The 22,931-nt window shown below is 57.4% G+C and carries 19 protein-coding genes; 9 read left to right on the top strand and 10 right to left on the bottom strand.

The window, feature by feature from the left end:
• The 3 genes from AC3WMV_RS11740 to mnmG are packed head-to-tail and all read right to left on the bottom strand — an operon-like array spanning position 1 to position 3,356.
• Complete coding sequence (locus tag AC3WMV_RS11740; RefSeq protein ID WP_003229787.1) at positions 1 to 798, bottom strand: ParA family protein; 798 nt, start codon at positions 796 to 798, stop codon at positions 1 to 3.
• Positions 799 to 816: 18 nt separating this feature from the next.
• The gene (gene rsmG, locus AC3WMV_RS11735) at positions 817 to 1,461 is read right to left on the bottom strand and encodes a 16S rRNA (guanine(527)-N(7))-methyltransferase RsmG (protein WP_103367971.1); all 645 of its coding nucleotides are present in this window, start codon (positions 1,459 to 1,461) and stop codon (positions 817 to 819) included.
• Positions 1,458 to 3,356 (bottom strand): tRNA uridine-5-carboxymethylaminomethyl(34) synthesis enzyme MnmG, encoded by a 1,899-nt coding sequence (gene mnmG, locus AC3WMV_RS11730; RefSeq protein WP_007960775.1) that lies wholly within the window; start codon positions 3,354 to 3,356, stop codon positions 1,458 to 1,460. The genes rsmG and mnmG overlap by 4 nt, the downstream gene beginning before the upstream one ends.
• 568 nt (positions 3,357 to 3,924) lie before the next feature.
• On the opposite strand from mnmG, the gene AC3WMV_RS11725 reads away from it, so the two are divergent.
• The 3 genes from AC3WMV_RS11725 to AC3WMV_RS11715 all read left to right on the top strand — a co-directional run bounded on the left by AC3WMV_RS11725 (position 3,925) and on the right by AC3WMV_RS11715 (position 7,931).
• Positions 3,925 to 4,431 (top strand): sigma-70 family RNA polymerase sigma factor, encoded by a 507-nt coding sequence (locus AC3WMV_RS11725; RefSeq protein WP_097090232.1) that lies wholly within the window; start codon positions 3,925 to 3,927, stop codon positions 4,429 to 4,431.
• On the top strand, positions 4,431 to 5,378 hold the full coding sequence (locus AC3WMV_RS11720) for a FecR domain-containing protein (protein ID WP_103367972.1): 948 nt from the start codon (positions 4,431 to 4,433) through the stop codon (positions 5,376 to 5,378). Before AC3WMV_RS11725 ends, AC3WMV_RS11720 begins: the two co-directional genes overlap by 1 nt.
• Before the next feature lie 117 nt (positions 5,379 to 5,495).
• A complete protein-coding gene (locus AC3WMV_RS11715) occupies positions 5,496 to 7,931 on the top strand; it encodes a TonB-dependent siderophore receptor (RefSeq protein ID WP_103367973.1) in 2,436 nt (811 codons plus the stop codon).
• A gap of 39 nt (positions 7,932 to 7,970) precedes the next feature.
• Here AC3WMV_RS11715 and mnmE read toward each other — a convergent pair whose 3' ends face one another.
• The 5 genes from mnmE to rpmH all read right to left on the bottom strand — a co-directional run bounded on the left by mnmE (position 7,971) and on the right by rpmH (position 11,898).
• The gene (gene mnmE, locus AC3WMV_RS11710; protein WP_103367974.1) at positions 7,971 to 9,341 is read right to left on the bottom strand and encodes a tRNA uridine-5-carboxymethylaminomethyl(34) synthesis GTPase MnmE; all 1,371 of its coding nucleotides are present in this window, start codon (positions 9,339 to 9,341) and stop codon (positions 7,971 to 7,973) included.
• 81 nt (positions 9,342 to 9,422) lie between these two features.
• Positions 9,423 to 11,105, bottom strand: a complete 1,683-nt coding sequence (gene yidC / locus AC3WMV_RS11705; RefSeq protein WP_027610285.1) for a membrane protein insertase YidC — start codon at positions 11,103 to 11,105, stop codon at positions 9,423 to 9,425.
• A gap of 2 nt (positions 11,106 to 11,107) precedes the next feature.
• Positions 11,108 to 11,353 carry a membrane protein insertion efficiency factor YidD gene (gene yidD, locus AC3WMV_RS11700; protein WP_103367975.1) on the bottom strand — a complete coding sequence of 82 codons (246 nt, stop codon included), beginning with the start codon at positions 11,351 to 11,353 and terminating at the stop codon, positions 11,108 to 11,110.
• Entirely contained in the window at positions 11,346 to 11,747 is a 402-nt protein-coding gene (gene rnpA / locus AC3WMV_RS11695) for a ribonuclease P protein component (protein WP_011336726.1), read from the bottom strand. Before rnpA ends, yidD begins: the two co-directional genes overlap by 8 nt.
• Positions 11,748 to 11,763: 16 nt before the next feature.
• Positions 11,764 to 11,898, bottom strand: a complete 135-nt coding sequence (gene rpmH / locus AC3WMV_RS11690; RefSeq protein ID WP_003213577.1) for a 50S ribosomal protein L34 — start codon at positions 11,896 to 11,898, stop codon at positions 11,764 to 11,766.
• Between the two features lie 566 nt (positions 11,899 to 12,464).
• On the opposite strand from rpmH, the gene dnaA reads away from it, so the two are divergent.
• The 5 genes from dnaA to AC3WMV_RS11665 all read left to right on the top strand — a co-directional run bounded on the left by dnaA (position 12,465) and on the right by AC3WMV_RS11665 (position 19,426).
• Positions 12,465 to 13,988 carry a chromosomal replication initiator protein DnaA gene (dnaA, locus tag AC3WMV_RS11685; RefSeq protein ID WP_095139791.1) on the top strand — a complete coding sequence of 508 codons (1,524 nt, stop codon included), beginning with the start codon at positions 12,465 to 12,467 and terminating at the stop codon, positions 13,986 to 13,988.
• A 39-nt stretch (positions 13,989 to 14,027) separates the two neighbouring features.
• Positions 14,028 to 15,131 carry a DNA polymerase III subunit beta gene (dnaN, locus tag AC3WMV_RS11680; protein WP_003220202.1) on the top strand — a complete coding sequence of 368 codons (1,104 nt, stop codon included), beginning with the start codon at positions 14,028 to 14,030 and terminating at the stop codon, positions 15,129 to 15,131.
• A gap of 14 nt (positions 15,132 to 15,145) precedes the next feature.
• Entirely contained in the window at positions 15,146 to 16,249 is a 1,104-nt protein-coding gene (recF, locus tag AC3WMV_RS11675) for a DNA replication/repair protein RecF (protein WP_003220208.1), read from the top strand.
• A gap of 5 nt (positions 16,250 to 16,254) precedes the next feature.
• Positions 16,255 to 18,672 carry a DNA topoisomerase (ATP-hydrolyzing) subunit B gene (gyrB, locus tag AC3WMV_RS11670; protein ID WP_007960764.1) on the top strand — a complete coding sequence of 806 codons (2,418 nt, stop codon included), beginning with the start codon at positions 16,255 to 16,257 and terminating at the stop codon, positions 18,670 to 18,672.
• A gap of 235 nt (positions 18,673 to 18,907) precedes the next feature.
• Positions 18,908 to 19,426, top strand: coding sequence for an Hcp family type VI secretion system effector (locus AC3WMV_RS11665; RefSeq protein WP_027610282.1), 519 nt, complete (start codon positions 18,908 to 18,910; stop codon positions 19,424 to 19,426).
• A gap of 47 nt (positions 19,427 to 19,473) precedes the next feature.
• Here AC3WMV_RS11665 and AC3WMV_RS11660 read toward each other — a convergent pair whose 3' ends face one another.
• Positions 19,474 to 20,211: a response regulator transcription factor gene (locus AC3WMV_RS11660; RefSeq protein WP_103367976.1), complete on the bottom strand. Its 738-nt coding sequence runs from the start codon at positions 20,209 to 20,211 to the stop codon at positions 19,474 to 19,476.
• Positions 20,212 to 20,379: 168 nt separating this feature from the next.
• Between AC3WMV_RS11660 and AC3WMV_RS11655 the strand changes: the two genes are divergently transcribed.
• Positions 20,380 to 21,912: a sensor histidine kinase gene (locus tag AC3WMV_RS11655; RefSeq protein ID WP_103367977.1), complete on the top strand. Its 1,533-nt coding sequence runs from the start codon at positions 20,380 to 20,382 to the stop codon at positions 21,910 to 21,912.
• Positions 21,913 to 22,080: 168 nt separating this feature from the next.
• Here AC3WMV_RS11655 and AC3WMV_RS11650 read toward each other — a convergent pair whose 3' ends face one another.
• Positions 22,081 to 22,860 carry a lysophospholipid acyltransferase family protein gene (locus AC3WMV_RS11650; protein ID WP_103367978.1) on the bottom strand — a complete coding sequence of 260 codons (780 nt, stop codon included), beginning with the start codon at positions 22,858 to 22,860 and terminating at the stop codon, positions 22,081 to 22,083.
• Between the last annotated feature and the right edge of the window lie 71 nt (positions 22,861 to 22,931).

The raw sequence follows: 22,931 nt of genomic DNA, 5'->3' as shown, positions 1-22,931 counted from the left end.
TTAAGTTGGCTGGGCAGCGGCGATGCGTGAATTTTTGCGCTGACGGCGAACCATCTCGCCCGCCAGGGCCAAATAGGCCAGCGCGCCGCGCGATTGCTTGTCGTAGGCCAGTGCCGGCATACCGTAGCTCGGTGCTTCAGCCAGGCGGATGTTGCGCGGGATCACCGTGTCGTACAGCTGCTCGCCAAAGTGTTCCTTCAGCTGCGCCGAAACATCGTTCATCAGGCTCAGCCGCGGGTCGTACATGGTGCGCAGCAGACCTTCGACCTTGAGGTTGGGGTTCAGCAGTTCGGCGATGCGCTTGATGTTATCCACAAGGTCGCTCAAGCCTTCGAGCGCAAAGTATTCGCACTGCATGGGGATAATCACCCCGTCAGCGGCGACCAGTGCGTTCAATGTGAGCATCGACAGCGACGGCGGGCAGTCGATCAAAATGTAATCGTAGTTTTCACGGATCGGCGCCAGCGCGCTGCGCAGACGGCTTTCCTTCATCTGCATTTCCAGCAGCACCACTTCTGCCGCGGTCAGGTCGCGGTTGGCCGGCAGCAGTTGATAACCGCCGTGCTCGGAGTAGTGCATGGCCTGGGCCAGATCGCATTCGCCGATCAGCAGGTCGTAGACCGAGTTTTCCAGGCCATGTTTATCCACACCGCTACCCATGGTGGCGTTGCCCTGTGGATCGAGATCGATCAACAGCACCCGGCGCTTGGTCGCGACCAGGGATGCTGCGAGGTTGATGCAGGTGGTGGTCTTGCCCACACCACCCTTCTGGTTCGCTATCGCGAATACCTTAGCCATTCTTGCTTGTGTTCCCAATCATGCCGTGCGGCGCAGTATCAGCAGATGGCGTTGGCCTTGGCAACCGGGTACGGCCAGGGCGTGTTCGCTATCGAGTTTGAAGTCTGCCGGCAATGCTACCAGCTCATCGGCCGGATGAACGCCCTTCATTGCCAGCCAGCGCGTGTCGGCATCGCCGAGGTGGCGAGTCCAGTTGGTGAAGTTCTCCATACTGCTGAAAGCCCGGGAAATGATCCCGTTGAATGGCTGGGCAGGCTGGAAGGCTTCGACGCGACTGTGGATAACTTGCAGGTTATCCAGTTTGAGTTCGAGTTTGACCTGAGTCAGGAAGCGGGTTTTCTTGCCGTTGCTGTCCAGACAGGTCACTTGCGAGTGCGGATACAGGATCGCCAACGGGATCCCCGGCATGCCGCCGCCACTGCCGACATCGAGCCAGCGGCCGTTTTCGATGAACGACATCACGCTCAAGCTATCGAGCAAATGCCGCGAAACCATTTCGTCAGGATCGCGAACTGCAGTCAGGTTGTAGGCCTGGTTCCATTTGATCAACAGGGCCAGGTAGCCCAGCAGCAATTCGTGCTGGGCTGCGTTGAGATTGACACCGAGCTCGCGGGCTCCTGTGGATAACTCTTCGGCGTGTTGCGAAGTGACCTTAGAACTCAAGCGCTTTGCTCCAACTGACGGCCCGCGCCGCGTTTTTTCAAATGAATCATCAACAGCGAAATCGCTGCCGGGGTCACGCCCGGGATCCGCGAAGCCTGGCCGAGCGTCTCCGGACGCGTCGCACCGAGCTTGCTCTGAATCTCCTTGGAGAGACCGGAAATGTTGGTGTAATCGATATCCACAGGCAGTTTCGTGTCTTCACTGGCGCGCAGACGGGCGATTTCGTCCTGTTGACGGTCGATGTAACCGGCGTATTTGGTCTTGATTTCAACCTGTTCGGCGACCTGTGGATCTTCGGCGCCCTGCCCGGTCACTTCGACCAGACCAGCGTAGTCGATTTCCGGACGGCTCAAGAGGTTGAGCAAGTTGTATTCGTGAGTCAGCGGCGTGCCGAATTTTTCCGCAATCGCATCGCCCTGCTGGGTGCCCGGGCGAACCCAGGTGCTCTTCAGGCGCTGCTCTTCGAGTTCGATGCTTTCGCGTTTCTTGCAGAAGGCCGCCCAACGCGCGTCATCGACCAGACCCAGTTCACGACCTTTTTCGGTCAAACGCAGGTCGGCGTTGTCCTCGCGCAGAATCAGGCGGTACTCGGCACGGGAAGTGAACATGCGGTACGGCTCTTGGGTACCGAGGGTGATCAGGTCGTCGACCAGCACGCCGATGTACGCTTCATCGCGACGCGGGCACCAGGCTTCTTTGCCCTTGGCACGCAGCGCGGCGTTGGCCCCGGCGAGCAAACCTTGCGCACCAGCTTCTTCGTAACCGGTGGTGCCGTTGATCTGACCAGCGAAGAACAGACCGCCGATGACTTTGGTTTCCAGGCTGTATTTCAGGTCACGCGGGTCGAAGTAGTCGTACTCGATCGCATAACCCGGACGCACGATGTGCGCGTTTTCCATGCCGCGGATCGATTGCACGATCTGCAATTGCACGTCGAACGGCAAGCTTGTGGATATCCCGTTCGGGTACAGCTCATGGGTGGTCAGGCCTTCCGGCTCGATGAACACCTGATGGCTTTCCTTGTCGGCAAAGCGATGAATCTTGTCTTCGATCGACGGGCAGTAGCGCGGACCGATGCCCTCGATTTCGCCGGCAGCGGAATACATCGGCGAACGGTCGAGGTTCGCCGCGATGATTTCGTGAGTGCGGGCGTTGGTATGGGTAATCCAGCAACTGACCTGGCGCGGATGTTGTTCCTTGTTGCCCATGAACGACATGACCGGGATCGGCGTATCGCCCGGTTGCTCGGTCATGACCGAGAAATCCACAGATTTGCCATCGATGCGCGGTGGCGTACCGGTTTTCAGGCGACCGACACGCAGCGGCAGTTCACGCAGACGATGTGCCAGGGCAATCGACGGCGGGTCACCGGCACGACCGCCGGAGAAATTCTGCAAACCGATGTGGATAAGTCCACCGAGGAACGTACCAGTGGTCAGCACTACGGAATCGGCGAAGAACCGCAGACCCATTTGCGTGACAACACCGCGTACCTGGTCCTGCTCGACGATCAGGTCGTCAGCGGCCTGTTGAAATATCCACAGGTTCGGTTGGTTTTCCAGAATTTCGCGGACAGCGGCCTTGTACAGAATACGGTCGGCTTGCGCACGAGTCGCTCGTACGGCCGGACCTTTGCGGCTGTTCAATACGCGAAACTGGATGCCGCCCAGATCGGTAGCCATGGCCATCGCGCCGCCGAGGGCGTCAATTTCCTTGACCAAATGGCTTTTGCCAATGCCACCGATGGCCGGGTTGCAGCTCATGGCACCGAGGGTTTCCACGTTATGCGTCAGCAACAGGGTTTTTGCCCCCATACGTGCTGAGGCCAGTGCTGCCTCGGTACCGGCATGACCGCCGCCGATGACGATCACTTCAAAACGGGAAGGGAAATCCACCACGCACCTCGTGCCTGCTTAAGTAGGTATTCAGGAATAGTTTGAGATCAGGTTTCTGGACCTGGTCGACAAGTATAGGGACTTCGCCCTCCCTAAAGAACCCTTTGCACAAAATTTAACCAGCTGTGGAGAACTCGAGGTTAAAAGAATAAAAAAGAGAGAAATTTATAAAACCTTTGTTTTAATGCTTATTCTTACTGACCGACCTTTCTGTGGATAGATTGCTACAGGCCTTATTATTCAATGTGTACAGAGTTTCAAAACCCTGTTATCAGGTCCTCAGGAGGCCCTTGGATAACCGGTTTAAGCCTGTGGATGAATGGGGTGGTTATCCACAGAGGCAGTTATATCCAGTTTTCACGCCCTGTTATCAACTGACCTCAGTGGCAGTTATTCACAGGGCTTAATCCACAGAAATTCAACCAGACGGTTTTTTCAGGACGCAGTAAAACGCCACCGAGAGATCGGAGACGAGCATGAAGTCGATAGTGGGATGTGACAGGGCTATTGTGAGAGAACGTAACAGAGGCTAATAATAGCCATTATCATTAACTCGTCAGTTTCTCCCATGTCCCTACCCGCCCATCATGCTGCGATCGAGCAAATCTACGAGCAACATCATTCGTGGCTGTATGGATGGCTCAAGGGCAAACTGCACGACGCCTGCGATGCTGCCGATGTCGCGCATGACACTTTCGTGCGGATCCTCGCGGCACGTAATGCGTCGCAGATTCGCGAACCGCGGGATTATCTGGCGACCATTGCACGCGGCCTCGTCATTGATCGCTATCGAAGACAGGCCATCGAAGTTGCCTACTTGCAGACCTTGGCTGCTCGACCAGAAGCCACCGCCATCAGCGAAGAAGACAAGGCGCTGATCATCGAAACCCTGATCGCTGTGGATAAAGCCTTGGCCGGTCTGGGCGCGCGAACCCAGAAGATCTTCATGCTTTCGCAGATCGACGGTTTGACTTATCAACAGATCGCTGCGCAGTTGCAGGTTTCCCTGACCACAGTAAAGAAGCACATGATCCGCGCCCTGACCGAATGTGCCCTGATCATGGCGCAGCGTTGATGGCCACTGCACCGAACCGCAAGGTTTTCGAAGCGGCTGCCAGTTGGTACGTGCAGTTTCAGGCCGATCCGCCGACCCTCGCCGATCAAAAAGCCTGGCAGCTGTGGATAGATAGCGATCCAGCGCATCTGGCGGCCTGGAACCAGATGGAACAACTGCAGCGTCAGCTCGGCACTTTGCCTCTGGATTTGAAACGTCGCGCACTGAATACCGGCCAACAAAGGCGCCAGATCCTGAAATTATTACTGCTCGCGACAGGGACGGGGATCCTTGGCTGGAACGCGCAACAACATACCTCCCTTGGAAATGCCTGGGCTGATTACAAAACCGGCGTTGGCCAGCGTCGCAACATCTCATTGGCCGATGGCAGCCAGATTCAGCTCAATACCGATACGGCCATCGATGTATCTTTCGACGCAACGCAACGGCTGATTCGTTTGCGCTCGGGTGAAATCCTCATTCAGACCGGCAAGCTCGGCGATCAGCGGCCGTTTTTGGTCGAAACCGCGGATGGCCGAATTCAAGCGTTGGGTACCCGTTTTTCTGTGCATAAGTTGTCGGGCTCAACGCGGGTCGGCGTACTGGAAGATCGGGTCAGCGTGCAACCCGCTGATCGATCAACGAGCGCGATGATCCTGAAAGCAGGCGAAGGTGCGGATTTCGATAGTCGGCATATCGGGGTCCTTTACCCCTTTAAATCCTCGGCAGTGGCCTGGACCAACGGCCAGCTGATTGTGCTCGATGCGCGGCTGGGCGCGGTAATCGAAGAGCTGGGGCGTTATCGCAGCGGTGTTATGCACTGCGATAGTCGTGCCCGGGATCTACGCGTATCCGGCACCTTTCGGCTCGATTCCACCGATGCCGTGCTGGCCAATCTTCAGGCCTCGTTACCGATCAACGTCCGCTACTTCACCCGTTACTGGGTCTCGATCAGCCATAGCGTCTGATTGAAAATCTCCTGGGGAAAAAAATCGAAAGCAGGGTTATCTTTTTTTGTCCTGACCCGGCCCTACAGGTAATCGCGATAAACGCGGCTCTTCGCCACCTTCAGGGCTTATCCACACATGCGTCTTCCCACGTTCCGTCAGCGTTTTTCCCACCACTGCATTGCCTACAGCCTACTGATGACCAGTGCCGCGTCCTGCCTGGCAATGACCAATAACGCCTTCGCGGCAACGGTCGCGCAGCGCTACACCATTGCTGCCGGCCCGCTGGACAATGCTTTGAGCCAATTCGCCTCCACTGCAAACGTGATTCTGTCGTTCTCGCCGCAGCAGACCAACCGTTTACGCAGTACCGGACTGAACGGCAACTTCACCGTCGAACAGGGATTCGCCCAACTGCTGCAAGGCTCAGGTTTGCAAGCCGTACCTCAAGCGCCGGGTAGCTACATTCTGCAGGCGCTGCCCAATGGTGATTTGCTGGAGCTGGCCCCGACCAACATCAACGGGCAATTGGCCAATCCGATGGATCTGGATTACGCCGCCGACGTCGGCTATAGGGCGCAGAACAGCCGGATCGGTACGAAAACCAGCACGCCGTTGTCGGAAACACCACGTTCTGTGTCAGTCGTCACCGCACAGCGCATGAAAGATCAGAAATCTCAGACGCTCACCGAGGTACTCGGCTACGTTCCCGGCATCTTCGCCCCACCGTTTGCAGCGGGCGACAGCCTGGCCGGCGATCTGTTTTTCATTCGTGGTTTCAACGCCACCGATTACGGCTACGGCCTGTTGCGCGATGGACTTCGCGTGCAAGGCAACCGTTATGACACCAGCACCGAACCTTACGGTTTGGAGCGCGTGGAAATTTTCCGTGGACCATCGTCCTTGCTCTATGGGGAAAACGCCCCGGGCGGCCTGGTGAATCTGGTGAGCAAGCGGCCGACCGCAGCTCCACGAGGCGAAGTGCAACTGGGTTATGGCTCGAATAATCGCCGGCAGATTGGCATCGATGTGTCCGGGCCACTCAACGACAGCGGCAATGTGTTGGGACGAGTGGTGATGCTCGGACGCAAGTCCGACACCCAGACCGATCACGTACCGGATGACCGCATTTACATCGCCCCGTCGCTGACGCTGAATTTCGACGACTTCAACACCCTGACCCTGCTGGCCAACTACCAGAAAGATCACACCAATATGGAACTGGGTCTGCCGGCGGCCGGCACATTGCTGAGCAATCCCAACGGCAAGCTATCCAAAGGCACCATGCTTGGCGATCCGGACTGGAACACCTTCGAACGGGAAACCTGGAGCACCGGTTATGAGTTCAGCCATTCCTTCAACGATGACTGGCAGTTCCGCCAGAACTCGCGCTACATGCAGTCGCGGATCACCCGCCATGAAACGTGGCCGGGCAACCTCAATAACGCAGGCTTCGGCACGCGCCTGAACATGACCGCGTACGATCGCTTCAACAAATCCATGGTGTATTCGCTGGATAACCAACTGGAAGGCAAATTCCAGGTCGGCGAGCTGGAAAACACCGTGCTGTTCGGCGCCAGCTACGACCGCACTTCGTTCAATCAGGACTGGAATGCTGGCATCGTCGGGCCAATCGATATCTACGACCCGGTTTACTTGCGCGATCCGACTACACCGATTGCGGTGCAGAACACCCTGCTCGAACAACAGATGAAAGGTGTTTATGCCCAGATCCAGAGCAAATATGACCACTGGTTGTTCTTGCTCGGCGGGCGCCAGGACTGGGTCGACAGTGATTTCCGCGACAAAGTGGCCAAGGGCAGTAACATCAGTTCCGAGGACAAGAAGTTCACCTACCAGGGCGGCGTGATGTACCAGTTCGATAACGGCATGACGCCGTATGTCAGCTATTCCACCTCGTTCGTACCGGTACAGCAGATTTCCAATGCCGGCACACCGCTCGATCCGATCACCAGCAGCCAATACGAAGTGGGCCTCAAGTACGAACCGATCGGCTGGGATACCGCGTTCACCGCGTCGGTATATGACCTGCGTAAAAAGGACGACACCTACTTCGACTCGTCCACGTCGACCTACCGCCAGGTCGGCGAAAGCCGTTCCAAAGGCGTGGAACTGGAACTCAACAGCAATCTGACCCAGAACCTCAATGTGACTGCGGCGTACACCTACACCGACGCGCGGATTACCAAAGACGCGGCGACCTCGTTGGTCAAAGGCCACCAGATGACCGGCGTGCCACGTAATCAGGCGTCGGCCTGGACCAAGTACCGTTTCCTTGATGGCGATTTGAAAGGTTTGTACGTGGGTGGCGGCGTGCGTTACTTCGACAGTGCCTTCGCCTACACCTCGCCTTCGCTATACGGCAAGCTGGATGCCGGCGATGTCACATTGGTGGATGCGGCCATCGGTTATCAGATCGACACGCACTGGAGCGTCGACCTGAATGCGAAGAACCTGTTCAACAAGGAATATGTCTCGGGATGCAACGATGCTGGCCGTTGCTACTGGGGCGAAGATCGCACCTTACTCGGTACGGTGTCTTACAACTGGTGAAACGAAAAGAGGCTGTGGATATGTCCACAGCCTCTTTGGTCATTTACCGATGCAGAAGCTGGAAAAGATCCGGCCAAGCAGGTCATCGGAGCTGAATGCCCCGGTGATTTCTCCCAGAGAGTGCTGGGCCTGACGTAAATCCTCGGCCAGCAGCTCACCGGCACCGGCCAACGTCAGCTGTGCGCGACCATGTTCCAGCGCTGCACTGGCATGGCGCAGAGCCTCCAGATGACGGCGACGGGCACTGAAGCTGCTTTCCGAGGTTTGCTCATAGCCCATGCAGGCCTTGAGGTGTTCGCGCAGCAATTCCAGCCCTTCGCCAGCGGATTTGGCGCTGAGGCTGATGGTCACGTGGCCATCGTCGCTGACTTCCAGAGAGATCGCTTCACCCGTCAGGTCAGCCTTGTTGCGAATCAAGGTGACTTTCGCCGGATCCGGACGGGTTTCGAGAAATTCCGGCCACAGAGCAAACGGATCTGCAGCTTCCGGTGCGGTGGCATCGACTACCAGCAACACCCGATCCGCTTCAGTGATCGCTTTCAACGCACGCTCGACGCCTATTTTTTCCACCTGATCGTCGGTATCGCGCAGCCCTGCGGTGTCAACCACGTGCAACGGCATGCCGTCGATGTGGATATGTTCGCGCAGGATATCCCGGGTGGTGCCGGCAATTTCGGTCACGATCGCGGCTTCGCGGCCAGCCAGGGCATTCAACAGGCTGGACTTGCCGGCATTTGGACGACCGGCGATCACCACCGTCATGCCATCTCGCAACAAGGCACCCTGCCCGGCTTCACGCAGCACGGTGGATAACTCTTCACGCACCTTGTCGAGCATGCTCAGCACGTGGCCATCGGCGAGGAAGTCGATTTCCTCCTCCGGGAAGTCGATGGCGGCTTCGACGTAGATGCGCAGGCCGATCAGTTGTTCGGTGAGGTTATGCACACGCTGGGAAAACGCCCCTTGCAGTGAGCGCAAGGCATTGCGTGCAGCCTGTGCCGAACTGGCTTCGATCAGGTCGGCGATCGCCTCGGCCTGAGCCAGGTCGAGTTTGTCGTTGAGGAACGCGCGCTCGCTGAATTCACCCGGACGAGCCAGACGGCAACCCAGTTCCAGGCAACGCTTGAGCAGCATATCGAGGACGATCGGGCCACCGTGCCCCTGCAACTCCAGCACATCTTCGCCAGTGAACGAGTTTGGTCCCGGGAAATACAGGGCCAGTCCTTCGTCCAACACCTGCTGATCAGCACTGAAAAACGGACCGTAATGCGCGTAACGCGGTTTCAGTTCACGGCCGCTGATGGCTTTGGCTGCAACGCTGGCCAACGGCCCGGAAATACGGACGATGCCGACACCGCCGCGACCTTGAGCGGTGGCGACAGCAGCGATGGTTTCACGAGGTACGCTCATAAACCGGAATCCAGACAAAAGTGGCAGATAGCAAAACGCCCCACTAGGGGGCGTTTTGAGTGGTGTTATCCACAGAGTAAGTTACGCCTCGGCTTTTTTCGTCGCCGCTTCGATCTTACGCGTGATGTACCACTGTTGGGCAATCGACAGGCAGTTGTTCACAACCCAGTACAGCACCAGACCAGCCGGGAACCACAGGAAGAAGAAGGTGAAGATGATTGGCATCATTTTCATGACCTTCGCCTGCATCGGATCCGGTGGAGTCGGGTTCAGACGCTGCTGAATGAACATGGTCGCACCCATGATGATCGGCAGGATGAAGAACGGATCCTTGATCGACAGGTCGGTGATCCAAAGCATGAACGGCGCCTGGCGCATTTCCACGCTTTCCAGCAGAACCCAGTACAGCGAAAGGAAAACAGGCATCTGCACGAGGATCGGCAAGCAACCGCCCAGCGGATTGATCTTCTCTTTCTTGTACAGCTCCATCATGGCTTGCGACATCTTCTGCCGGTCATCGCCATGTTGCTCTTTCAGTGCAGCCAGTTTCGGTGCTACGGCACGCATGCGCGCCATGGATTTGTAGCTGGCAGCCGACAGCGGGAAGAAGATCCCTTTGATCAGCATGGTCAGGAAGATGATCGACCAGCCCCAGTTACCCACGATCGCGTGGATGTGTTGCAGCAACCAGAAGATCGGCTGAGCGATGAACCACAGAATGCCGTAGTCGACTGTCAGTTCCAGACCTGGGGATAACTGTTTCAGTACGGCCTGGCTTTTCGGCCCGGCGTACAGAATGGCGCTGGTTTCAACTTTCGCACCCGGTGCGGCGGTCAACGAAGGACCGGTGTAACCGATGATGTAGTTGCCTTTGCTGTCTTTACGCGTCTGAACGATGTTGTTTTCGCCTTTCGGCGCAACCCATGCAGTCACGAAGTAGTGTTGCAGCCAGGCTACCCAGCCACCGGTGACGGTTTCCTTGAGCTGACCTTTGTCCATGTCTTTCATGGACACTTTCTTGTACGGCTCGGAACTTGTCCACAGGGCAGCGCCCAGGTAAGTCGCGGTGCCGGTGGCAGTGGTCGACGAAGGGTCGGCACTGGCGTCGCGCTTCAGTTGGGCGAACATCGAACCCGACCAAGGCTGAGCGCTCTGGTTATCCACAAGGTAGGTCACGGTTACGTCATACAGGCCGCGTTTCAGGGTGAAACGCTTGATGTAGTTGACGCCGTCCTTGCTGAACTTCAGGTCGACGACCAATTGGTCCTGACCGTCAGCCAGTTGATAACTTTTCTTCTCCGAGGCGTAAACCGGACGACCGGCCGGGCTTGCGTCCGGACCGTTGGTGCCGATCAGGCCGCTTTGTGCCAGATAAGTACGTTCGCCGCCGTTGTCGAACAGCTGGAACGGTACATCAGGACGATCCTGACGACGTGGATACAGTGGCAAAGTCAGTTGAGCAACGTCACCGCCCTGGGGATCGATCGCCAGATCGAGCACGTCGGTTTTGACCTGGATCAGATCCTTGCTGGCAGCGACCGGGGTTTCCACAGGTGCGCTGGTGTCGCTTGCGGCACGCGGAATATCGTCACTGGCGGAAGCGTTATTGCCAGGAACGGTGTCCGGCAAACCGGATGCAGTCGTACTGGAAGCAACATTCTGAGTCGGCAGGGCAGCCTGGCCATAGTCCTGGTTCCATTTAAGAACCATAACGTAGGACACGATTGCCAGGGCGACGATCAGGATCGTGCGTTTGATATCCATGATTACTCGGCCATCGAAGAAGAACGGGAGGTAGGGATAGGTGGAACCGGGTCATAACCACCGGAATTCCACGGATGACAGCGACCTAAACGACGAAAGGCCAGCCAGCCACCGCGCAGAAGGCCATGATTTTCGATGGCTTCATACGCGTAGCAAGAACAACTGGGGTAGAAACGACAGTGACTGGCCATCAAAGGACTAATGGCGTAGCGATAAAACTGGATCGGAACGAGTGCCAGTTTACGCATCTGGACTGTCTACCCCTACAGTTTCGGTTTTGACTGCTGGAACTGGCTTGTTACGGGCCAGACGCTTCCAGAGTTTGCCGAAATGCTGAATCAATTCGGGGTTTTCTACGTCGCCCAAACCTTTGCGCGCGACGATAACGATATCCCAGCCGACCAGAGAATCCTGGTGCAGACGGAACGATTCGCGCATCAGACGTTTGAGGCGATTGCGCTCAACGGAGAGCTTTACGCTCTTTTTCCCGATAACCAGCCCGAGACGGGGGTGATCAAGATCGTTGTTGCGCGCAAGGAGCAGGAGATTTTTCCCCGGAACCTTGCCGGTAGGGGAGTCAAAGACTGCCTTGAAATGCCGGGGGGTAAGCAGACGCTTTTCCCGACTGAAGTCCTGACTCACCTCCAGTACCGGATTATCAAACTGCCAGACGCGCACGACCTTTGGCGCGACGACGCGACAGGACAGCGCGACCGTTCTTGGTAGCCATGCGAGCACGGAAACCGTGGGTACGAGCGCGTTTGATAGTGCTTGGTTGGAAAGTACGTTTCATGTCGTGTTACCTGGTTCGTCCACAACGGGCCGGAATGGCCCCCGTTTTAAGAGACCGGGGATTCTAGAGAAAGCAAGCCCTCAGGTCAATTTCCAACCAACGTTTCCTTATAAATAGATCTCTGGAGCTTCCGGAAGCGAAATCCTGTTTGCCAGACATAAAAATAAAGAAGGGAATTATTTAAAGCTTTTCTGTAAAGCTTGTAAAAGCTAGGGCAGCCGTCTTCTGTGGATAACCATCTTCAGCCCTTGTAAATCGTAATGTACAGAGAATGACAACTACAGTGGAAAACCGTGTTCAGCCTGTGCTGCGCTGTCGGATAACCTGTGTGTGGAATGGCCTGTTATCCACAGGCTGGTTATCCACCGAGTTCCACCCCCAGTTGTCCAGTGCCCTCAGAGGCGGTTATCCACAGAGCTTATGCACACACCGTTGGTCGCCTTTTTACCGCTTATCGCATTGATTAATCATGGTCACCACACAACCTGCATGTGGATAAGTGGACGGCTCGCCGCTACAATGGCCGCTTGTTTTTGCCTCACCGGCTTTCAACTTAGGGGATATCCGTGTCAGTGGAACTTTGGCAGCAGTGCGTGGAGCTTTTGCGCGAGGAGCTGCCTGCCCAACAATTCAACACCTGGATCCGTCCACTACAGGTCGAAGCCGAAGGCGACGAGTTGCGCGTCTACGCACCGAACCGTTTTGTGCTGGACTGGGTCAACGAAAAGTACCTCGGTCGCGTCCTTGAACTGCTGGATGAGCACGGCAACGGCATGGCGCCAGCGCTTTCCTTATTAATAGGCAGCAAACGCAGCTCGGCACCGCGTGCCGCGCCGAACGCACCGTTGGCCGCTGCGCAGGTGTCCCAGGCTCAGGCCAATACCGTGCCGGCCAGTGCGCCAGCACCCGCTCCAAGTGCAGCTCCGGCCAAGCGCTCGACGCAGAAAACCGAGGAAGTCAGTGAAGAGCCGTCCCGCGACAGCTTTGACCCGATGGCCGGTGCGGCCTCGCAACAGGCCCCGGTTCGCGCCGAACAGCGCACCGTTCAGGTCGAAGGCGCGCTCAAGCACACCAGTTACCTGAACCGCACCTTCACCTTCGAGAATTTCGTCGAAGGCAAGTCCAACCAGCTCGCCCGCGCGGCCGCCTGGCAGGTGGCGGACAATCCCAAGCACGGTTACAACCCGCTGTTCCTTTATGGCGGCGTCGGCCTGGGTAAAACTCACTTGATGCACGCAGTGGGTAACCATTTATTAAAGAAGAACCCGAATGCCAAGGTTGTGTACCTGCATTCCGAGCGCTTCGTCGCCGACATGGTCAAGGCGCTGCAACTGAACGCGATCAACGAGTTCAAGCGTTTCTACCGTTCGGTGGACGCTCTGCTGATCGACGATATTCAGTTCTTCGCCCGTAAAGAGCGTTCCCAGGAAGAGTTTTTCCACACCTTCAACGCCCTGCTTGAAGGTGGCCAGCAGGTCATTCTTACCAGTGACCGCTATCCGAAAGAAATCGAAGGCCTTGAAGAACGCCTCAAATCCCGCTTCGGTTGGGGCCTGACGGTTGCCGTCGAACCGCCGGAGCTGGAAACCCGCGTGGCGATCTTGATGAAGAAGGCCGACCAGGCCAAAGTCGAGTTGCCTCACGATGCGGCTTTCTTCATCGCCCAACGAATTCGTTCCAACGTCCGTGAGCTGGAAGGTGCGCTGAAACGCGTGATCGCCCACTCGCACTTCATGGGCCGCGACATCACCATCGAGTTGATCCGCGAATCCCTGAAAGACTTGTTGGCACTGCAGGACAAACTGGTCTCTGTGGATAACATTCAGCGCACTGTCGCCGAGTACTACAAGATCAAGATTTCCGACCTGCTGTCCAAGCGCCGTTCGCGCTCGGTGGCACGTCCGCGTCAGGTGGCCATGGCGCTGTCCAAGGAGCTGACCAACCACAGCCTGCCGGAAATCGGCGATGTGTTTGGTGGTCGCGACCACACGACGGTGTTGCACGCCTGCCGCAAGATCAACGAACTTAAGGAATCCGACGCGGACATCCGCGAGGACTACAAGAACCTGCTGCGTACACTGACCACTTGATGAACTCCAGCGCAGCTTATTAAGGCAAGGGACTAGACCATGCATTTCACCATTCAACGCGAAGCCCTGTTGAAACCCCTGCAACTGGTCGCAGGCGTCGTCGAGCGCCGACAGACCTTGCCGGTACTGTCCAACGTGCTGTTGGTCGTCGATGGCCAGCAACTGTCGCTGACCGGTACCGATCTGGAAGTCGAGCTGGTCGGTCGCGTGCAACTCGAAGAGCCGGCTGAAACCGGCTCCATCACCGTGCCTGCGCGCAAGCTGATGGACATCTGCAAGAGCCTGCCCAACGACGCGCTGATCGACATCAAGGTCGACGAGCAGAAGCTGGTCGTGAAGGCCGGCCGTAGCCGTTTCACCCTGTCGACCCTGCCCGCCAATGATTTCCCGACGGTTGAAGAAGGCCCGGGTTCGCTGACCTGCAGCCTTGAGCAGAGCAAACTGCGTCGCCTGATCGAACGCACCAGCTTCGCCATGGCCCAGCAGGACGTGCGCTACTACCTCAACGGCATGCTGCTGGAAGTCTCGGCCGGTGTGATCCGCGCCGTGGCAACCGACGGTCACCGTCTGGCCATGTGCTCGATGCAGGCCGATATCGGTCAGCCGGATCGTCACCAGGTGATCGTGCCACGCAAAGGCATTCTGGAACTGGCGCGTCTGCTCACCGAGCCGGATGGCAACGTCAGCATCGTTCTGGGTCAGCACCACATTCGCGCCACCACCGGCGAATTCACCTTCACCTCGAAGCTGGTCGACGGCAAGTTCCCGGACTATGAGCGCGTTCTGCCGAAGGGTGGCGACAAGCTGGTACTGGGCGATCGTCAGGCTCTGCGTGAAGCGTTCAGCCGTACTGCGATCCTGTCCAACGAGAAGTACCGCGGCATCCGTCTGCAACTGGCCAATGGTCAGTTGAAGATCCAGGCCAACAACCCGGAGCAGGAAGAAGCGGAAGAAGAAGTGGGCGTTGAATACAACGGCGGTTCGCTGGAAATCGGCTTCAACGTGAGCTACCTGCTCGACGTGCTGGGCGTGATGACCACCGAACAGGTTCGCCTGATCCTGTCCGACTCCAACAGCAGTGCGCTGGTGCAAGAGTCCGACAATGACGACTCGGCTTATGTTGTCATGCCGATGCGTCTGTAATCAGCTGATCCTGGATGTCCTTAAGTCGTGTTTCGGTCACCGCGGTGCGTAATTTGCACCCGGTGACCTTCTCCCCCTCCCCCCGCATCAACATTCTTTACGGCGCCAACGGCAGCGGCAAAACCAGTGTTCTGGAAGCCATTCATCTGCTGGGGCTTGCCCGTTCGTTTCGTAGCACGCGGCTGTTGCCGGTCATCCAGTACGAGCAACTCGCCTGCACCGTGTTCGGTCAGGTCGAATTGGCCGAGGGTGGCCACAGTGCGTTGGGGATATCTCGCGACCGTCAGGGCGAGTTCCAGATCCGCATCGACGGGCAGAACGCTCGCAGTGCCGCGCAACTGGCCGAGATCCTGCCGCTGCAACTGATCAACCCCGACAGCTTCCGCCTGCTCGAAGGTGCGCCGAAGATTCGCCGGCAGTTTCTCGATTGGGGCGTGTTCCACGTCGAACCGCGTTTCATGGCGACCTGGCAGCGTTTGCAGAAGGCCTTGCGCCAGAGAAACTCCTGGCTGCGGCATGGTACACTTGACGCCGTTTCGCAAGCGGTTTGGGACAGGGAGCTGTGCCAGGCCAGCGCTGAAATCGATGAATACCGCCGCGCTTACATCAAAGCCTTGAAACCAGTCTTTGAACAAACCTTGAGCGAACTGGTTGAGCTTGAAGGTTTGACGCTCAGCTATTACCGAGGCTGGGACAAGGACCGGGAATTGAGTGCCGTACTGGCTGGCTCCGTGCAACGGGACCAGCAAATGGGTCATACCCAGGCCGGACCACAGAGGGCTGACTTGCGTCTTAGATTGGGCGCACACAATGCCGCGGACATCTTGTCCCGGGGTCAGCAGAAGCTGGTGGTTTGTGCCTTGCGAATTGCCCAGGGGCATCTGGTGAGCCAGGCCCGACGCGGCCAGTGTATTTATCTGGTGGATGACTTGCCGTCCGAGCTGGACGAGAGCCACCGTCGCGCGCTGTGCCGCTTGCTGGAAGACTTACGCTGCCAGGTTTTCATCACCTGTGTAGATCACGAATTATTGAGGGAAGGCTGGCAGACGGAAACGCCAGTCGCTCTGTTCCACGTGGAACAGGGCCGTATCACCCAGACCCACGACCATCGGGAGTGAAGGCATTGAGCGAAGAAAATACGTACGACTCAACGAGCATTAAAGTGCTGAAAGGCCTGGATGCCGTACGCAAACGTCCCGGTATGTACATTGGTGACACCGACGATGGCAGCGGTCTGCACCACATGGTGTTCGAGGTGGTCGACAACTCGATCGACGAAGCCCTCGCCGGCCACTGCGACGACATCAGCATCATCATCCACCCGGATGAGTCCATCACCGTCAAAGACAACGGCCGTGGCATCCCGGTAGACGTGCACAAAGAGGAAGGCGTTTCCGCCGCCGAGGTCATCATGACCGTCCTCCACGCTGGCGGTAAGTTCGACGACAACTCCTACAAGGTATCCGGCGGTCTGCACGGTGTAGGTGTGTCGGTCGTAAACGCCCTGTCCGAAGAGCTGGTATTGACCGTACGCCGCAGCGGCAAGATCTGGGAACAGACCTACGTCCACGGCGTGCCTCAGGCGCCGATGGCGATCGTTGGCGACAGCGAAACCACCGGTACCCAGATCCACTTCAAGGCTTCCAGCGAAACCTTCAAGAACATTCACTTCAGCTGGGACATTCTGGCCAAGCGCATTCGTGAACTATCGTTCCTCAACTCCGGTGTCGGCATCGTCCTCAAGGATGAGCGCAGCGGCAAGGAAGAGCTGTTCAAGTACGAAGGCGGCCTGCGTGCGTTCGTTGAATATCTGAACACCAACAAGACTGCGGTCAACCAGGTGTTCCACTTCAACATCCAGCGTGAAGACGGCATCGGCGTCGAAATCGCCCTGCAATGGAACGACAGCTTCAACGAGAACCTGTTGTGCTTCACCAACAACATTCCGCAGCGCGACGGCGGTACTCACCTGGTGGGTTTCCGTTCCGCACTGACGCGTAACCTGAACAACTATATCGAGCAGGAAGGTCTGGCGAAGAAGCACAAAGTCGCGACCACCGGTGACGATGCCCGTGAAGGCCTGACCGCGATCATCTCGGTAAAAGTGCCGGATCCGAAGTTCAGCTCGCAGACCAAAGACAAGCTGGTGTCTTCCGAAGTGAAGACCGCGGTCGAGCAGGAGATGGGCAAGTACTTCTCCGACTTCCTGCTGGAAAACCCGAACGAAGCCAAGCTGGTCGTCGGCAAGATGATCGACGCGGCGCGTGCCCGTGAAGCGGCGCGCAAGGCCCGTGAGATGACCCGCCGCAAAGGCGCGCTGGACATCGCCGGCCTGCCGGGCAAGCTCGCTGATTGCCAGGAAAAAGATCCTGCGCTGTCCGAACTGTACCTCGTGGAAGGTGACTCCGCGGGCGGCTCTGCCAAGCAGGGACGTAACCGCAAGACCCAAGCGATCCTGCCGCTGAAGGGCAAGATCCTCAACGTCGAGAAAGCACGCTTCGACAAGATGATCTCGTCCCAGGAAGTGGGCACGCTGATCACTGCACTCGGCTGCGGTATCGGTCGCGAAGAGTACAACATCGACAAGCTGCGCTATCACAACATCATCATCATGACCGATGCTGACGTCGACGGTTCGCACATCCGTACCCTGCTGCTGACCTTCTTCTTCCGTCAGTTGCCGGAGCTGATCGAGCGCGGCTACATCTACATCGCCCAGCCGCCGCTGTACAAGGTCAAGAAAGGCAAGCAAGAGCAATACATCAAAGACGACGACGCCATGGAAGAGTACATGACGCAGTCGGCCCTGGAAGATGCGAGCCTGCACCTGAACGAAGAGGCCCCGGGCATTTCCGGTGAAGCACTCGAGCGTCTGGTGAACGACTTCCGCATGGTGATGAAGACCCTCAAGCGTCTGTCGCGCCTGTACCCGCAGGAACTGACCGAACACTTCATCTACCTGCCGGCCGTGAGCCTGGAAATGCTCGGCGACCACGCCAAGATGCAGGACTGGCTGGCTCAGTACGAAGTGCGTCTGCGCACCGTCGAGAAGTCGGGCCTGGTCTACAAGGCCAGCCTGCGTGAAGATCGTGAACGTGGCGTTTGGTTGCCAGAGGTCGAGCTGATCTCCCACGGCCTGTCGAACTACGTCACCTTCAACCGCGACTTCTTCGGCAGCAACGACTACAAGACCGTCGTCACCCTCGGCGCTCAACTGAGCACTCTGCTCGACGAAGGCGCGTACATCCAGCGTGGCGAGCGCAAGAAAGCGGTCACCGAGTTCAAGGAAGCCCTCGACTGGCTGATGGCCGAAAGCACCAAGCGCCACACCATCCAGCGCTACAAAGGTCTGGGTGAAATGAACCCGGATCAGCTGTGGGAAACCACCATGGACCCAAGCGTGCGCCGCATGCTGAAAGTCACCATCGAAGACGCCATTGGCGCAGACCAGATCTTCAACACCCTGATGGGTGATGCGGTCGAACCTCGCCGTGACTTCATCGAGAGCAATGCGCTGGCGGTTTCGAACCTGGATTTCTGATCCATCGTCCCATCGCTAACGCACGAATAAAAAAGCCAGCGCTATGCGCTGGCTTTTTTTTGGTTCTTTCTTGTCGGATTAAATCCTGCAAATTTTAAGACTATCCCTTCGTATAGGAGAGACTCTTCCTACATATATCTGGATCGGTTCTATTTATCTTACAGCCGCTTCGCTAACTGCCCTACGGCACAGGTGAAGCACTGTCAGTGTCTAGAATCAAACAGGGAACTTAGTTATGCCAACACCTGCGTATTTGACGATCAATGGTAATCGACAAGGTTTAATCAGTGCTGGAGCTTTTACAGCAGATTCAGTGGGTAATACCTACCAGGAAGGGCACGAAGATCAGATTTTGATACAAGCTTTCAGCCATCAAATAATCATTCCACGTGACCCTCAATCCGGCCAGCCCACCGGTCAGCGGGTGCATAAGCCGCTCATGGTTACCAAGGTTTTCGACAAGGCATCCCCGTTGATATTCAGCGCCTTGACCAGTGGCGAAGTCTTGGACAATTGTCATATTGCCTGGTATCGAACTTCCGCTTCAGGTACACAAGAACATTTTTTCAGTATTGAATTGGTAGACGCCGTTATTGTGGAAGTGAATTCCAGAATGCCGAATTGCCAAGATATGAATATGGCGCACTTCACACAGTTGGAAGACGTACATTTCACGTATCGTAAAATCATCTGGACGCATGAAATCTGCGGCACGACGGGTTCAGATGACTGGCGTGCACCTTTGGTCAACTGACGCTCGCGGGCTGTCAAATATCGACCAGTTTGACTGGTCGATTCACCTTACGACTGCATCATGCTGTCAGCAGGTGTCGCAGATACACTCTCCAACCGATACCCATACCCATAAATCGTCAGCAACTGCCAACCCCGATCCGCCGTCAGCCCCAGCTTGTTGCGCAGGCGATAGATGTGCGTATCCAGCGGCCGTGACGACGCCACTTCTTCGTGGGGCCAGAAGCGTTCGTACAGGTACTCCCGCGACAATGGCCGACCCAGGTTACTGAACAGGCAGCGCGCCAGGCGGTATTCACGCTCCGTCATGACCACTGCCTTGCCCTCGCGGGTGACGCTCAGTTCGGCATCGTCGAAGGTCAGGTCATTGAAGCTCAGGACTTCGGCAGCGTTACTGCGTTGCTGGCTGTGCCGGCGCAGTACGGCGGCGACTCGGGCTTTCAGCTCGTTGGGGCGGAACGGTTTGCTGACGTAATCGTCGGCACCGGCGTTCAGCGCCTGGACGATATCGCTTTCGCCGTCGCGGCTGGTCAGCATGATCGCGGCGGGCGGCGCCTCCATGTGTTCGCGGGTCCAGCGCAGCAGCGCCAGGCCGGACAGGTCGGGTAGTTGCCAGTCGAGGATCAGCAGGTCGAAGGTGTCCCGCCGCAATTGGCGCAACAGGTCCTCGCCCCGTTCAAAGCTGTGCAACGACCAAGGCTGGTCTCCCTCCGCAGCCATCTGCTGCAGGGTTTGCTCGACCCGACGCAGTTCGGCGGGTTCATCGTCCAGTATCGCAACGCGCATACGCGTGGGTTCCTTGTTGCTTGAGCAGTGGCCGGCAACCCTGAAGGCTCGGCCTGTGCGGTAAAAGTAAGCAGTCCACCATCGGTCGACGTCCGCTATGATTCTTCGGATCTACATCCTCAGACCTGTGGCCCATGAAACCATTCACTGTCCCCTGCCCTGTTTGTCATGAATAGCCCGCGTCGGCGTGAAAGCCGCGAGCCAAGTCAGGTCCAGCGTCTGTTTCGACGGCTGGTGCGTGAGTGGTTGTGGATAAGTCTAGTGCTGTTGCCGCTGACTGCCTTGTTGTCGTATCGCGCGCAGATCAATCTGCACGACGTGGTACCGATGTGGAGCGCGTTGCTTTCGGTAGGGCTGGTAGCCTGCGTACTCGGATTGCTGCTGTGGCGCCCGCGCTGGGCGATCTGGGTGACATCGTGCGGTGTGGCTTGTGTGCTGCTGGCTAGCGCCGGGCTGGCGGAAGTTCGACACTGGTGGTCACCGACTCCAGCGGCGCTGGGCATGTTGTTCGGCTACCTGATCTGGAACTGGCGGCGCCTGAGTGTGGTGCTGACGTATTTTGGCTGGGAGCTGGCCCGACTGGACCGCGAGCCGAAAGTATTTCCCGAGCGGCGCCGTGCGCAATTCACCTGCGCTGATCAGCTGCAGGGCCAGATCATGGCACTGGAGCAAGCCATGAGCCGCACCCGCGATACCCGGCGTTTCATTGCCGACGGTCTGGAATACCTGCCGGTGGCGACGCTGATCAGCGATCCCAAGGGGCAGATTCTGCTGGGAAACCGCAAGGCCCGGGTATTGTTCGATGACCCGCTGGTCGGTGACTATGTTCTCGAGCAACTGGCCCGCCTCGGTTATCCGGAATTGTCCACAGAACCACGCCCGGCGCTGTCGGACCTGACGCTGCTGGAGTTTCGCGATCACAAGGAACGCAGTTTGCGTCTGGAACGGGCGGCTTTGCTGCCGGTGGATGGCGATACTCCCATCGGCTGGCTGCTGAGCCTCACCGATCTGAGCGCCGAACGCGCCGCAGAAGAACAGCGTGGGGTTTTGCTGCGGTTCCTTTCCCACGATCTGCGCGCCCCGCATTCGGCGATTTTGGCCCTGCTCGATGTACATCGCCATCAAGCCGGCGCGGATTCACCGCTGTTCGAGCAGATCGAGCGCCAGGTACGCCGGGCGCTCGATCTGACTGACGGTTTTGTTCTGCTGGCGCGAGCCGAGTCCGAGGCTTATCAGTTCCAGCCCAGTCTGTTCGCGATGCTGGTGCTGGACGTACTGGATCAGGCGCTGCCCATTGCTCAGCAGAAAAGCATCAAACTGCTGCACACGATGGACGAACAATCCCAGGAGCGTCTGATCAACGCTGACCAGGGCCTGCTGACCCGCGCCTTGTTCAACCTGCTGGAGAACGCGATCAAGTACAGCCCGGTCGGTACCACGATCAAGTTGAACGTCAGTTGCCAGGGTGAGTGGCTATGCTGTGAATTGACCGATCAGGGCAAAGGCATTGCCGCCGAGGAGCTGCCGGATCTGTTCACCCAGTACCGGCGCTTTTCGTCGGCGCAGGGGATTGATGGCGTCGGGTTGGGGCTGTCGATGGTCAAGGCAGTAGTCGACCATCATGGCGGTAACATCGAGTGCCACAGTATCGTCGATCAAGGCACCACGTTCCGGCTGCAGTTACCGCTGATCTGCGAGTGAACAGGCACAAAAAAACCGGCTATATCAGCCGGTTTTTTTACTTCCGAAAAAAACTTATGCACCTTTTACGGTGTTTTATGAGCTTGAGAAATATATAAGTAAATCAATCGGTTACTTACAATATTCAGGCTTTTTCAACAAAACCGTACACAGGTTATCCACAAAATCTCAGACAGCCACCTGATCATTCGCGGCAGGCGCCTGCGGTGCTGGTGGCAGCGAACCCATTTCGCGCTGGGTCTGTTCGTTCCAGGCCTGTACCCGGTCGTTCAGCTCGGCGATGGCGCGCGGACCAGTGCCTTCGGCATACATCGGCTCACCGATGACCACGGTGATCACGCCCGGCGTCTTGCCCCAGCCGATTTTCGGCCAGAATTTGCCGGCATTGTGTGCAATCGGCAGCACCGGAAGCGCCGCATTTACCGCCAACGCGCTGCCACTGCGCGAGAACTTGCCGACAGTGCCGTGGGGAACGCGGGTGCCTTCAGGGAAGATCAAGACCCAGACGTTGTCCTTGAGCAGTTCATCGCCCTTGGCCGCGACTTGTTTGAGCGCCGCTTTCGGGTTGTCGCGGTCAATCGCGATCGGCCGCAGCATGGCCATGGCCCAACCGAAGAACGGTACGTAGAGCAATTCACGCTTGAGCACCTGGCTCAAGGGCGAGAAATAAGCAGAGAGAAAGAACGTCTCCCAGGTGCTCTGGTGGTTCGACTGAATCACGCAGGGCCGATCCGGCACATTTTCCGCGCCTTTGATCTCGTAACGAATGCCGAGAAACACCTTGGTCAACCACAAGGCGCAACGGCACCAGTACACGTTGATGAAACGATAACGCGCCTTGAACGGCAGAAAGGGCGCGATAAAAAAGCTCAGGCTGCACCACAGCAAGGCAGTAGTGCCCAGCAGCAGGTAAAAGAGAAAAATTCTGATGGCCTGCAGTATCGACATGGCGACGTTTACCGTTACGGGCGATGCCCGACTGTTCAAGCGCACTCCCGATCAATCCCTGGTCAGGAACT

It is taken from the genome of Pseudomonas sp. FW305-3-2-15-E-TSA4 (assembly GCF_058787295.1).
Note: the sequence above shows the minus strand (reverse complement) of the source record. Positions and strands in the feature narration are given on the sequence as shown.